The following is a 12,693-nucleotide window of genomic DNA, read 5'->3' as shown; positions in this document are numbered from 1 at the left end:
TCCGTGGACAGGGTCGCAACCAGAGCGCGGTCATCGGGGGATCGGCGATCCCTGGCACCCGGGCCGGAAGCGGACGACAATCGACCCATGGACCGTGCCGCGCTCGCCGACTTCCTCCGCCGTCGCCGCGAGCTGCTGCGCCCCGAGGACGTCGGTCTCGGGCAGGGTCCACGACGCCGGACCCCGGGGCTGCGCCGTGAAGAGGTCGCTGCCCTCGCCGGCATGTCCGTCGACTACTACACGCGACTCGAGCAGCAGCGCGGACCGCAGCCGTCCGAGCAGATGATCGCCGCGATCGCACGAGCCCTGCGGTGCAGCCTCGACGAGCGCGACCACCTGTTCCACCTGGCCGGGCAGAACGCCCCGACCCGGATGCACCGCGCCGACCACGTCGACCCGGCGATCCTGCGGGTGCTCGACCGGCTCGAGGACACCCCCGCGATCGTCGTCAGCCACCTGGGCGAGACCCTGGTCGAGAACCGGCTCGCGGCGGCGCTCCTCACCAGCTCGGTCGGCCTGCCGGGCAACCGCCGGTACCAGGCGTGGCGGTGGTTCGTGACGGGTGAGGAGCTCGCGAAGTACGCGCCGGAGCAGCACGAGCGGCTGGGTCGGGTGGTGGTCGCGTCGCTCCGGTCGGCCGTCGGGCTCGCGGGTCCGGGCGACCGCCGGGCGACGGAACTCATCGCCGAGTTGCAGACGCGCAGTGCCGAGTTCCGCGACCTCTGGGCCAAGCACGAGGTGGCCACGCGCTGGTCGGACAACAAGACGATCGTGCAGCCGGAGCTCGGCCGCATCACCGTCGACTGCCAGGTGCTGCACACCGACGACCAGGCGCAGGCCCTGCTGCTCTTCACCGCGCCTCCAGGATCAGAGGACGCGCAGAAGCTCGAGCTCCTCGGCGTCGTCGGACAGCAGACCTTCGCCGGCTGACACGGCGCACGGTGCGAGTTCGCTCGGCTCGTGCGAGGTTGGTCGACCCCGCACGGTGCGAGGTTCGTGAGCCCGTGCGTCGTTGACCGCTTGGTGCCGCCCTACAGTCCGCCACCGAGCGACCAACCTCGCACCGACCGGACAAGCGTGCACCGTGCGACCCGCCCGCGCCCCCGAGGACCCGCCCCCGCCCCGAGAAGCAACGCCACGTCACACACTTGGGCGCGTGCGGTATACCGTGCCTAGGGTGGGGGCGTGAGCACTCCGCGCGTGTACGTCATCCACGAGAACCCCGAGTGGTTCCCCCCGCTCGCCGCGGCCTTCGAGGCCGAGGGTGTCCCGGTCGAGGAGATCCTGCTGACCGAGGGGCAGATCGACCTCGCGGCCGAGCCCGCGCCCGGCGTCTACTGGAGCCGCATGTCCGCGAGCTCCCACACCCGCGGCCACGAGCACAGCAAGGAGTACACCCGGGCGATCCTCGGCTGGCTCGAGCGTGCCGGCCGCCAGGTCGTCGGCGGCAGCCACGTGCTCGAGCTCGAGGTGTCGAAGGTCGCCCAGCACGGGCTCCTGCAGCAGGCCGGGTTCGACGTGCCGCGCACGACCGCCGTGTTCGGCACGACGACGCTCAAGGACGCCGCCCGCACCTTCACCGACGGGCAGGACGTCCCCTTCATCACGAAGCACAACCAGGGCGGCAAGGGCCTGGGCGTCCGGAGGTTCGACTCGCTCGCCGAGTTCGACGCCTACGTCGACAGCCCCGAGTTCGAGGCCCCGGTCGACGGCATCACGCTGCTGCAGGAGTACCTGACGGCCCGCGAGCCCTTCATCACCCGCGTCGAGTTCGTCGGCGGCGAGTTCGTGTACGCGGTCCGCGTCGACACCAGCGCCGGGAGCTTCGAGCTCTGCCCCGCCGACGCGTGCGAGGTGCCGCAGGTCATCGCGGGTGCTGTCTGCGACGTGCCCGGCACCGAGACCGTCGGCGCGCCCCCGGCGTTCGCCGTCCGGACCGAGATCACCGCCGAGCACCCGCTGGTCCAGCAGCTCCGCACGTTCCTCACCGACCAGCGCATCACCATCGCGGGCGTCGAGTTCATGGAGACGACGGACGGCCGCACCGTCGTCTACGACATCAACACGAACACGAACTACAACCCCGCGGTCGAGGAGTCCGCGCCGGCCTCCGGCCCGCGCTCCATCGCGAAGTACCTCGGTGGCCTGCTGGCAGCGGAGTACGCGGCGCAGCTCACGGCCTGAGAACGCAAGAACCACCGGACTGGAGGCCCGTTGCGGGCCCGCCACGAGCCTCCAGTCCGCCTTCCCACACCCCCAAGGAACCAACGTGCGATTCGGATACTGGACCCCGCTCTTCGGCGGCTGGCTGCGCAACGTCGACAACGAGAACATGCCGGTCACCTTCGACTACGTGAAGCGCCTGGCGCAGCGCGCCGAGCGGATCGGCTTCGACCTGACGCTCGTGCCGGAGCTCAACCTCAACGACATCAAGGGCACGGCGGCGCCCTCGCTCGAGGCGTGGTCGCTCGCGGCGGCCATCGCGGCGACGACCGAGCGCCTGGAGATCATGGCGGCGATGCGTCCCGGGTACCACCTGCCCGCGGTGACGGCGAAGCAGGCGGCGACGATCGACGACATCTCGTGCGGCCGGTTCACCTTCAACGTCGTGAGCGCCTGGTGGGCGGAAGAGGCGAAGCAGTACGGCGGGATCTTCTCGGAGCACGACGACCGGTACAAGCGCACCGCGGAGTTCGTCGAGGTCATGAAGGGCCTGTGGCGCGAGACCCCGTACTCGTTCTCGGGCGAGTACTACGACATCGAGAACGCGCACCTCGAGCCGAAGCCCCGCGTGACGCCGCGCATCTACGCCGGTGGGGAGAGCGAGGCCGGCAAGGCCGCGATCACCGGGTACGCCGACGCCTACGTCACGCACGGCGGCACGGTCGAGGAGCTCCGCGCGAAGATCGACGAGATGAAGCAGCGCCGCGTCGACGCCGGTCTGCCGCCGTTCGAGGCGTTCGGCATGGCCGCGTACGTCATCGTGCGCGAGACCGAGGAGGAGGCGCAGGCCGAGCTCGCCCGGATCACCGACGTGCAGCACGGCAAGGCGTACGAGTCGTACCAGGACTTCATCTCGAAGTCGCAGCTCGAGCACGTGCCCTCGCTCGAGGACTACTCGGTGTCGAACCGCGGCCTGCGCCCCGGGTTCGTGGGCACGCCGTCGCAGGTGGCCGACCGCATCCGGGAGTTCGAGGACGCCGGCGTCGACACGCTCCTGCTGCAGTTCTCGCCGCAGCTCGAGGAGATGGACCGGTTCGGCGAGCAGGTCATCCCGCTCGTCCGGCAGTCGGTCGGGGCGCAGTCCTGATGGGTGCCACGCCGACCAACGCCGAGGACGGCTGGGCGTTCGAGACCCGCCAGATCCGCGCCGGCTTCAAGGCCGACCCGGGGTGGGGCGCGAACGTGCCGCCGATCGCGCAGAGCGCCGCGTACGTCTACCCGTCGGGCGAGGACGCCGCCGCGCGCTTCATGCTCGACGCTCCCGGCCACACCTACACGCGGGTGAACAACCCGTCGGCGGCAGCCCTCGAACGCCGGATAGCCGACCTCGAGGGCGGGATCGGTGCGCTGGCGCTGGCGTCCGGGCAGGCGGCGACGTCGCTGGCCGTGCTCGGTGTCGCACGCGCCGGTGACCACGTGGTGTCGAGCGCCTCGCTGTACGGCGCGACCTACACGCTGTTCGCGTCGACCCTGCGGGACCTCGGCATCACCTTCACGTTCGTGCAGGACCCGACCGACCTGTCCGAGTGGGCGGCGGCGGTGCGCCCGGAGACGAAGGCGTTCTTCGGCGAGTCCATCCCGAACCCCCGCGGGGACGTCCTGGACTTCGCCGGGGTGGCCGGGGTCGCACACGAGGCCGGTGTGCCGCTCATCGTCGACAACACCATCGCGACGCCGTACCTGGTGCGCCCGATCGAGCACGGCGCCGACATCGTCGTGCACTCCGCGACGAAGTACCTGGCCGGACACGGCAGCGCCATCGCCGGGCTCATCGTCGACAGCGGGAACTTCGACTGGGCCGCGCACGCCGACGCCTACCCGCAGCTGGCCTCGACCGAGCAGTCCGGGTTCGCGAACACGAACTTCGCCGAGAAGTTCGGGCGGCGGGCGTTCATCCAGCGCACCCGCTCGAAGCTGTCCGCCGACCTCGGGCCCGCGATCGCACCGTTCAACGCGTTCCTGGTGCTGCAGGGCATCCAGACGCTGTCGCTCCGCATGGACCGGCACGTGTCGAACGCCGCCACCGTGGCGAGCTGGCTCGACGCACACGAGCAGGTCGAGCACGTGCACTACGCCGGCCTGCCGGACTCGCCGTGGCACCACCTGCAGCAGCGCTACGTGCCGAAGGGGCCGTCGGCCGTGCTGTCGTTCGACCTGGCCGGTGGGGTCGCCGCGGGCCGACGGTTCGTGGCGGCGCTCGAGCTGTTCGACCACGTCTCGAACCTCGGTGACGTCCGCTCGCTCGTCGTGCACCCGGCGTCGACCACCCACGTGCAGATGACCTCGGCGGAGCGAGCGGCCGCCGGGGTGGGGGACGGCCTCATCCGCCTGTCGATCGGCCTCGAGCACATCGACGACATCACCGCGGACCTGGCGCGGGGGTTCACGGCAGCCGCAGCGGGATAGGTTGGGGGCATGACCACGTTGGCCGCACCGACCCGCGTGCGGACGCGCGCCCCCGGCAAGATCAACGTGTTCCTGTCCGTCGGGGCGCTGCAGGACGACGGCTACCACGACGTCGCCACGGCGTACCAGGCGGTGTCCCTGTACGAGGACGTCACCGCCGAGGCCGCCGACGACTTCTCGGTCACCTTCACCGGCCCGATCGACACGAGCACCGTGCCGGTCGACGAGTCGAACCTGGCCATCCGTGCGGCCCGGCTCGTGGCCGACGCGGCCGGACACCGCGGCGGCGTGCGGCTAACCATCGACAAGCAGGTGCCCGTCGCCGGCGGCATGGGCGGTGGCTCCGCGGACGCCGCGGCGACCCTGCTCGCCGTCGACACGCTCTGGGGCACCGCGCTCGGTCGAGAGGAGCTGCTCCGGCTCGCCGCTCAGCTCGGCGCCGACGTGCCGTTCGCCTTCGCCGGGGGCACCGCCGTCGGGACCGGTCGCGGCGACGAGCTGAGCCCGGCGCTGGCCAAGGGCGAGTTCCACTGGGTCCTCGCCCTGAGCGAGGACGGGCTGAGCACCCCGGCCGTCTACCGTGCGCTCGACGAGCACCGGGAGCGGTACCGCGCCGACATCTCCCCGGCGCCCTCGCACCCCGTGGTCGAGGCGAACGTGCTGCAGGCCCTGCGCGCCGGCGACCCCGACCTGCTCGCGGACTGCGTGCACAACGACCTGCAGGCACCGGCCATGCGCCTGCAGCCCCGGCTCGCGGCGACGCTGGAGCTCGGTGAGAAGTCCGGTGCCCTGGCCGGCCTGGTGTCCGGCAGCGGACCGACCGTGGCGTTCCTGGTCGGTGACCGTGATGCGGCGCTCGAGCTGCAGGTCGAGCTCAGCGCCGCCGGCCTCGTCGCACTCCGGGCCACCGGTCCGGTGCACGGCGCACGCGTGGTGCACTGACCTGACGCCCAGGCACAGCCGTCGGCGGATGTGCCGCCACCGTCAGCGGCGGGACCGCCACTGTCAGCGGGTTGACCGCAACCGTCAGCGGCTGTACTTCCAGAGGATGACCGTGCCGGTGTGCCAGTAGCGCACGACGTGGAACCCCTCGGCCACGAGCGTGTCGGTGACCTGCGGGCGGATGTTCCGTGACTTGCCGCCGACGAACCACACGGTGTCGATGCCGGAGATCCGCTGGGGCACCGTCGTCGCGATGTCCCCGTTGACGTTCCAGAGCTGCCCGCGTTCGGCACCGGTCTCGGCGACGGCGAGGTCGCGCATCCCGGTGAAGGCCTCGGGGTAGGAGTCGGCGATGACCTGCGCGGTGGTGCCCGGGTGCTCCCAGACGCTGCCGAAGACGACGCCCTCGTTCTGGTCGGTGCGCCGGTCCCGCTCGCGCTCGATGATGGCCGCCGCGTTCGCCCAGTGCGAGTCCTGCTTCGCGTGGGGCAGCCGGACGATCGTGCTCGTCGGTGCCGACACGAGCAGCATCCCGACGACCGCGAGCGCCAGCCACCGCCGGGGTCGGATCGCCGTGATCGCCAGGCCGATGAGCAGCGCGACGAACGGCAGGCTCAGGCTGGCGTACTTCGGGGAGTACAGGTGCTCCCCGGCCGCGGTCGCGCCGACGAGCAGTGCGGTGGGCAGGATCGTCAGGGGGACGGCGACGCGCACGGCCTGCATCCGCAGCAGGTCACGGGCGGCGGGGGAGGGGCGTCGGGTGGCCCGGACGGCGAGTACGACGCCGACGATCATCAGCGCCCACCCGAGCGCCGCGTACGGCCAGACGGCACCGAACCAGGCGGTCGCGACGACCTGGCGCACGGTGGCCCACCCGACGCCGGTGATCCAGCCGACCTGCTTGGCCTGTCCTGCGGCGAGGACGATGAACGGCGACACCACGAGCGCGGCCCCGACGGCGGCGACGCCCCAGCGCACGAAGGCGGCGCGGTCGACCATCGGCGCGGCCACCCGACCGCTGCGCTGCGAGAGCACGGCGTCGCGCCGTGCGGCACGGTCGGCGACGGCCGTCCAGAGGAGCACGACCCCGTGCGCGACGACGGCCAGGGCCAGGTAGACGTTGAACAGCACGGCCACCACGGCGAGCAGGCCGTAGACGACCCACCACCGGGTCGCGTGGTGCCGGGTCCGGGTGCGCCGGACCGCGGTGATCCCCACGAGGGTCAGCGCGACGGCGAAGGTCGTGACGGTGGCGTACGGGCGCCCCTCGGTGCCGGCCCAGGCGACGCGGGGCAGGACCAGGAACACGATCCCGGAGACGACGCCGAGCCGCATCCCGCCGAGACGACGGCCGAGGGCGACGACGAGGCCGGCGGACACCCCGACGGCCAGCGCGCTCGGGAACCGCAGCGTGAACGGCGAGTACCCGACGAGCGTGAACCAGACGTGCATCACGGCGTAGTACAGACCGTGGACGGCGTCGACGTTCTGCAGTTCGGCCCAGAGCGCCGGCCAGCTGCGCTGTGCGCTCGCGATGGTCGCGGCCTCGTCGTACCAGACCGACGGCACCCAGCTGAAGGCCGCTGCGACGACGACGCCGAGCGCGCCGACGGTGATCTCGGGGGTCCGTGCGAGGGCTCGGACAGCCGCCACGACGAGCCCCAGCGAGCGCGCGCGCACCGACGCGTCCGACGTCGTGCGTCGGACCGGGACGGTACCGGTGCGCGGGGAACTCACGCCCGCGACCGTACCGATCTGCTCTGGGGATCCGCCGCGTCCGGGCGCTGAACTCTCACATGCAGGAGTTCGGTGCGACGGGCCAGAATGACGGGATGGAACCCCTCGTCGCCCCCGCCGCTGCGCTCTCCCCGGGGCGGACGCAGCTCGGTTCGCGGACCGCCGCGCTCGCCGACGTCGGGGTCACCGGGCTGCGACGCCTGGCCACATCGCGCATCCTCGTCGTCGGGGCCGGCGGGCTCGGGGCGCCGGTGGTCGCGTACCTCGCCGGGATCGGTCGGCTCACGGTGGTCGACCCCGACGTGGTCGACGCCTCGAACCTGGCCAGGCAGACGCTCTTCACCGCCGCGGACGTCGGCTCGCCGAAGGCGCAGGTCGCGGTCGCCCGGGCCGTCGCCGTCGACCCGGAACTCGACGCGGTCGCCGTGGTCGGGTCGTTCACGCCGGACCTGGTCGCCGGACACGACGTCGTGGTCGACGCCGCCGACTCGGTCGTGGTCACCCGGGCCGTCTCGGACGCCTGCGCCGCTGTCGGCGTGCCGTTCGTGTGGGGCACCGTGCTCGGCCACGACGGGCAGGTCAGCGTCTTCCGCGACGCCGGGCCGGACGGCGTCGACTTCCACGACCTGCACCCCGACGCGCTGCCTGACGAGGGCTCGTGCGCCCTGGACGGCGTGGTCCCCGCCCTGTGCGGTGCGGTCGGTGCGGTGATGGCAGGACAGGTCTTCGCGTTGGTCACCGGCAGCGGCGACCCGCTGCTCGGACGCGTGCTGACCGTCGACGCCCGCCGGTGGCGCTGGACGGAGAGCCCCGTCCGTCGCGGACCCGCCTCGCGTCGACCGGCACCTGCTGGTGCCTCCGCGACGCCGCGCATCGCGCCGTCCGCCCTGGCCGCCAGGGTGGCGGACCCGTCGGACCCGCTGGTCGTCGTCGACGTCCGGACCGACGAGGAACGCGCGGCCGGCGTGGTCGCCGGTGCCGTCACCGACGACACCGGTGCGGACGAGGTCGTCGTCTACTGCGCGCGCGGCCCCCGTGCGGACGCGTGGGCGGCGCGGCAACCGGCCGGGAGGCGCGTGACGGTCCTCGACGGCGGCTTCGAGGCCTGGCGTCGCGAGGGGCTGCCCGTGGCGATCGAGCACCGGTCCTGACCCAGCCCGGCCCCCTCCACTGCCACTACCGCCGCATCCGCGGATAGGATCGGTGGATCATGACGCAACTGCGGGTACGGGATGCTGCGGCCTTCCTCGGGATCAGTGACGACACCGTTCGTCGGCTCGTCGACGGCGGCACCTTCACCCGTGCCACGGACGACGCGGGGCGAGCCGTGGTCGACGGTCGCGAGGTCGCCGAGTACGCGCGGGAACGCAGCTCCGAGCTGACCGACCCGGCGTCCGCGGTGAAGAGCTCGGCGCGCAACCGCTTCGTCGGGATCGTCACCGACCTGGTCGTCGACACCGTGATGGCGCAGGTCGAGCTGCAGTGCGGCCCGCACCGCGTGGTGTCCCTGATGAGTGCTGAGGCCGTCCGCGACCTCGGGCTCGAGGTCGGGTCCGTCGCGGTGGCGTCCGTGAAGGCCACGATGGTCGCGGTCGAGGCCCCTGCCCGGCACGAGGACGAAAGATGAGCCGCCTCCGGCCGTTCGCGGCGCTGGCCCTCGCCGCCACCGTCGCGCTCGGGCTCGCTGCGTGCACGACTCCGGACGCGGGGTCGGGGGCATCGGCCCCGGCGGGCTCCGACACCGAGGGGCCGACCGGTTCGATCACCGTGTTCGCGGCGGCGTCCCTCCAGAAGACGTTCACCACGCTCGGCAAGCAGTTCGAGACCGCGAACCCCGGTGCCTCGATCCGGTTCTCGTTCGCCGGCTCAAGCGACCTCGTCACCCAGATCCAGAACGGTGCCCCCGCCGACGTGTTCGCGTCCGCCGACGAAGCGAACATGGCGAAGCTGTCGTCGACCGACCTGGCGAGCGGGTCGCCGCGGGACTTCGCGACGAACGTCCTCGAGATCGCTGTCGCACCGGGCAACCCGAAGGGCATCGCGAACCTCGACGACCTGACGGATCCGGGCGTCCAGCTCGTCACGTGCGCCGCCCCGGTGCCGTGCGGTGCCGCGACGGCGAAGGTCGAGTCCGCATCGGGCGTGGATCTCGAGCCGGTCAGTGAGGAGCAGTCCGTGACCGACGTGCTCGGCAAGGTCGAGTCCGGTCAGGCTGATGCCGGACTCGTCTACGTGACGGACGTCCGTGGGGCCGGCGGCAAGGTCGACGGGGTCCCGTTCGACGAGTCGGGCAAGGCTGTCAACACGTACCCGATCGGCGTGCTCCGGGAATCCGAGGACCCGGCGCTCGCACAGGCGTTCTCGGAGTACGTCCGCTCCGCCGCCGGGCAGCGTGTGCTCGCCTCCGCGGGCTTCGGGAAGCCCTGACCCGTGGCTCCGCGCGCTGACGGACGGCCGCCGGTCGCGTGGTGGCTCCCGCTGCCGGCGGTGCTCGGCGGGCTGTTCGTCGTCGTGCCGGTGCTCGCGATGCTCGGCCGGGTGGACTGGTCGTCGTTCGTCGGGCTCGTGACCTCCACCGCGTCACTGACCGCACTCGGGCTCAGCCTCGGTACGGCGCTCGCGGCCACCGGCGTCGCGTTCGTCCTCGGCTACCCGCTCGCCGTGCTGTTCGCGCGGTCACGGTCGCGCTGGGTCGGCGTCGCACGTGCCGTCGTGCTCCTGCCGCTCGTGCTGCCGCCGGTGGTCGGTGGCCTCGCCCTGCTCGCGGCCTTCGGTCGGCTCGGGGTGGTCGGGGCGTTCCTCGACGACCACGGCCTGCACATCGCGTTCACCACGACGGCGGTGGTCATCGCGCAGACCTTCGTCGCGATGCCGTTCCTGGTGTCCTCGGTCGAGGGGGCGCTCCGTGTCGAGGGTGACCGCTACGAACGAGTCGCCGCGACCCTGGGCGCCGGACCCACCCGGGCGTTCCTGACCGTCACGACGCCGCGGGTCCTGCCGGGGATCGTGTCCGGGCTCGTCCTCTGCTTCGCCCGGGCCCTCGGCGAGTTCGGGGCGACCCTGACCTTCGCCGGCAGCCTGCAGGGGGTCACCCGGACCCTGCCGCTCGAGGTCTACCTGCAGCGCGAGGTCGACCCGGACACTGCGGTGGCCCTGGCGGTCGTTCTCGTCGTGGTGGCCGTCGTCGTCATCGGCGCCTCGTCGTTCCGCACCCGCGGAGCCCTGGCGTGACGGCCGAGGGTGCGGTGGGCGTCCGGGCGCACGTCGTCGTCGGGTCGCGGGACGTCGACGTCGCGATCGAGGTGCGCGTGGGGGAGTGCCTGGCCGTCATCGGGCCGAACGGTGCGGGCAAGTCGACGGTGCTCGAGGCCCTGGCCGGGCTGCTGCCGATCGACGCCGGGCGGATCGAACTCGACGCGGTGCAGGTCTCGAGCTCGCGGCACACCCTGCCCGCACACCGTCGCCGGATCGGACTCGTCGCGCAGCGGCCCGACCTGTTCCCGTTCCTCGACGTCGTCGGGAACGTCGCCTTCGGGCCCCGTGCGGCCGGAGCCGGTCGCGTCGCGGCTCGGGAACGTGCCCGCGACGCGCTCGACGCCGTCGGGGTCGCCGACCTGGCCACGCGCGACCCACGCACGCTCTCCGGAGGACAGGCGCAACGCGTCGCGATCGCGCGCGCGCTCGCCACCGACCCGGCGGTGCTGCTGCTCGACGAACCGACCTCGGCGCTCGACGTCGGCGCGCAGGACGAGGTCCGCGCGGCACTCCGGACCGCTGTCGCCGGCCGGCCCGCGGTGCTCGTCACCCACGACCCGGTCGAGGTGGTCGCACTGGCCGACCGCGTCGTCGTGCTCGAGGGTGGACGGGTGGTCGAGCAGGGCACCCCTGCGGCCGTCCTCGGTCGTCCGACGAGTGCGTTCGCCGCGACGTTCTCCGGACTCGCGCTGGTGCGCGGGACCGCCACCGGGGGTGGGATCGCGATCGACGGCGGGGGTGAGCTGGCGTCGGGGGCGCACGCCGTGCCTCCCGGCCGGCCCGCCCTGGCCGCCTTCCACCCGACGGCCGCCGTGCTGACGCGGGACGGTGCCGGGGCCGCGCGCACCGTCTCGTCGCTCGAACCGCGCGACGGACTGGTGCGGGTGCGGGCCGGTGACCTGGTGGCGGACCTGACGCTCGCGCGGCTGACCGCGCTCGGGATCGCCCCCGGCGACGCGGTGCGCATCGACGTCCCCGCGGCCGAGGTGGCGGTCTACGCGCCCCGCGGTTGAGACAATGGTCCGATGACCTCCTGGTTCCCCAAGGTGTGGCCCGTGGCCACGCCGATCCTGGCGGCCGTCGTGCTCGCGTTCTCGTACGGCCGCTACGGACTCGGCACCGCCGTGGTGGTCGTCGTCGCGGTCGTGCTCGCGGTCACGGTCCTGGCGGCCGTCCACCACGCCGAGGTCGTCGCACACCGGGTGGGGGAACCCTTCGGCTCGCTCGTGCTGGCCGTCGCCGTGACGATCATCGAGGTCGCCCTCATCATCTCGCTGTCGAGCTCGGGCGGTGCGCAGGCCGAGACCCTGGCGCGCGACACGGTGTTCTCGGCGGTGATGATCACGATGAACGGACTGGTCGGCCTCGCGATCCTGATCGGGACCCTGCGGCACAACACCGTGCGCTTCAACCAGGAGGGCGCCAGCGCCGCGACCATGACGGTGGCCGCGCTCGCCGTGCTGACCCTGGTGCTGCCGACGTTCACCACCGGCACCGACGACGCCTCCTTCACGGGGACGCAGCTCGTGTTCGTGGCGATCGCGTCACTCGTGCTCTACGGGCTGTTCGTCGTCACGCAGACCGTGGCGCACCGCGACTTCTTCCTGCCGGTCAACCGTGCCGGCGGGGTGCTCGTCGAGTCCGAGGACGCCCACGCCGCACGCCCGTCCGGTCGCACCACGATGGTGTCGCTCGGGCTGCTCGTCGTCGCGCTCGTCGCCGTGGTCGGGCTCGCCAAGGTGGAGTCGCCCGCGATCGAGGCCGGGGTCGCCGCCGTCGGGTTCCCGCCGTCGTTCGTCGGTGTCGTGATCGCGCTGCTCATCCTGCTGCCGGAGGGCATCGCCGCGTCGAAGGCCGCCGCACGGAACCGGATCCAGACGAGCCTGAACCTGGCGATGGGGTCCGCGATGGCGTCGATCGGTCTGACGATCCCGTCGATCGCGGTCGCGTCGCTGTTCATGCCGGGGACGCTGCTGCTCGGGCTCGGGCCGTCGCAGATCGTGTTGCTCGCGCTGACGATCGTCGCGGCGGTGCTCACCGTGCTGCCCGGTCGTGCCACGCGGCTGCAGGGTGGGGTGCACCTGGTGATCTTCGCCGCGTTCATCGTGCTGCTGTCTCTTATACACATCT

The 12,693-nt window shown here is 72.6% G+C and carries 12 protein-coding genes; 11 read left to right on the top strand and 1 reads right to left on the bottom strand.

Annotation, left to right across the window (positions count from 1 at the left end; genetic code table 11):
* Positions 1-87 precede the first annotated feature (87 nt).
* The 5 genes from DEJ03_RS07255 to DEJ03_RS07235 all read left to right on the top strand — a co-directional run bounded on the left by DEJ03_RS07255 (position 88) and on the right by DEJ03_RS07235 (position 5,571).
* Positions 88-930: a helix-turn-helix transcriptional regulator gene (locus tag DEJ03_RS07255; RefSeq protein ID WP_110864076.1), complete on the top strand. Its 843-nt coding sequence runs from the start codon at positions 88-90 to the stop codon at positions 928-930.
* A 255-nt stretch (positions 931-1,185) separates the two neighbouring features.
* Positions 1,186-2,184, top strand: a complete 999-nt coding sequence (locus DEJ03_RS07250; RefSeq protein ID WP_110864075.1) for a RimK family alpha-L-glutamate ligase — start codon at positions 1,186-1,188, stop codon at positions 2,182-2,184.
* An 85-nt stretch (positions 2,185-2,269) separates the two neighbouring features.
* The gene (locus DEJ03_RS07245; RefSeq protein ID WP_071406522.1) at positions 2,270-3,310 is read left to right on the top strand and encodes an LLM class flavin-dependent oxidoreductase; all 1,041 of its coding nucleotides are present in this window, start codon (positions 2,270-2,272) and stop codon (positions 3,308-3,310) included.
* The gene (locus tag DEJ03_RS07240; RefSeq protein ID WP_110864074.1) at positions 3,310-4,629 is read left to right on the top strand and encodes an O-acetylhomoserine aminocarboxypropyltransferase/cysteine synthase family protein; all 1,320 of its coding nucleotides are present in this window, start codon (positions 3,310-3,312) and stop codon (positions 4,627-4,629) included. The genes DEJ03_RS07245 and DEJ03_RS07240 overlap by 1 nt, the downstream gene beginning before the upstream one ends.
* A 9-nt stretch (positions 4,630-4,638) precedes the next feature.
* A complete protein-coding gene (locus DEJ03_RS07235; RefSeq protein ID WP_110864073.1) occupies positions 4,639-5,571 on the top strand; it encodes a 4-(cytidine 5'-diphospho)-2-C-methyl-D-erythritol kinase in 933 nt (310 codons plus the stop codon).
* Positions 5,572-5,655: 84 nt separating this feature from the next.
* Here DEJ03_RS07235 and DEJ03_RS07230 read toward each other — a convergent pair whose 3' ends face one another.
* Positions 5,656-7,308: a glycosyltransferase family 39 protein gene (locus DEJ03_RS07230; RefSeq protein ID WP_110864072.1), complete on the bottom strand. Its 1,653-nt coding sequence runs from the start codon at positions 7,306-7,308 to the stop codon at positions 5,656-5,658.
* A 95-nt stretch (positions 7,309-7,403) separates the two neighbouring features.
* Between DEJ03_RS07230 and DEJ03_RS07225 the strand changes: the two genes are divergently transcribed.
* The 6 genes from DEJ03_RS07225 to DEJ03_RS07200 form a co-directional block, all read left to right on the top strand.
* Entirely contained in the window at positions 7,404-8,459 is a 1,056-nt protein-coding gene (locus DEJ03_RS07225) for a ThiF family adenylyltransferase (RefSeq protein ID WP_181422636.1), read from the top strand.
* Positions 8,460-8,518: 59 nt separating this feature from the next.
* Positions 8,519-8,935 (top strand): molybdopterin-binding protein, encoded by a 417-nt coding sequence (locus DEJ03_RS07220; protein ID WP_110864070.1) that lies wholly within the window; start codon positions 8,519-8,521, stop codon positions 8,933-8,935.
* Positions 8,932-9,735, top strand: coding sequence for a molybdate ABC transporter substrate-binding protein (gene modA / locus DEJ03_RS07215; protein WP_110864069.1), 804 nt, complete (start codon positions 8,932-8,934; stop codon positions 9,733-9,735). The genes DEJ03_RS07220 and modA overlap by 4 nt, the downstream gene beginning before the upstream one ends.
* 3 nt (positions 9,736-9,738) lie before the next feature.
* Positions 9,739-10,539 carry an ABC transporter permease gene (locus tag DEJ03_RS07210; protein ID WP_110864068.1) on the top strand — a complete coding sequence of 267 codons (801 nt, stop codon included), beginning with the start codon at positions 9,739-9,741 and terminating at the stop codon, positions 10,537-10,539.
* Entirely contained in the window at positions 10,536-11,576 is a 1,041-nt protein-coding gene (locus tag DEJ03_RS07205; RefSeq protein ID WP_258370652.1) for an ABC transporter ATP-binding protein, read from the top strand. The genes DEJ03_RS07210 and DEJ03_RS07205 overlap by 4 nt, the downstream gene beginning before the upstream one ends.
* 12 nt (positions 11,577-11,588) lie before the next feature.
* Positions 11,589-12,693: calcium:proton antiporter (locus tag DEJ03_RS07200; RefSeq protein ID WP_110864067.1), on the top strand; the 1,105-nt coding region annotated here is incomplete at its 3' end.

The organism is Curtobacterium sp. MCLR17_043 (assembly GCF_003224215.1).
Classification (GTDB): Bacteria; Actinomycetota; Actinomycetes; order Actinomycetales; family Microbacteriaceae; genus Curtobacterium; species Curtobacterium flaccumfaciens.
Note: the sequence above shows the minus strand (reverse complement) of the source record. Positions and strands in the feature narration are given on the sequence as shown.

What these genes read in the sequence shown, in the direction of transcription:
- DEJ03_RS07255 (WP_110864076.1), top strand. Translation starts at nt 88, where the DNA reads ATGGACCGTGCCGCGCTCGCCGACTTCCTCCGCCGTCGCCGCGAGCTG.
- DEJ03_RS07240 (WP_110864074.1), top strand. Translation starts at nt 3,310, where the DNA reads ATGGGTGCCACGCCGACCAACGCCGAGGACGGCTGGGCGTTCGAGACC.
- DEJ03_RS07225 (WP_181422636.1), top strand. Translation starts at nt 7,404, where the DNA reads ATGGAACCCCTCGTCGCCCCCGCCGCTGCGCTCTCCCCGGGGCGGACG.
- DEJ03_RS07220 (WP_110864070.1), top strand. Translation starts at nt 8,519, where the DNA reads ATGACGCAACTGCGGGTACGGGATGCTGCGGCCTTCCTCGGGATCAGT.
- DEJ03_RS07235 (WP_110864073.1), top strand. Translation starts at nt 4,639, where the DNA reads ATGACCACGTTGGCCGCACCGACCCGCGTGCGGACGCGCGCCCCCGGC.
- modA (WP_110864069.1), top strand. Translation starts at nt 8,932, where the DNA reads ATGAGCCGCCTCCGGCCGTTCGCGGCGCTGGCCCTCGCCGCCACCGTC.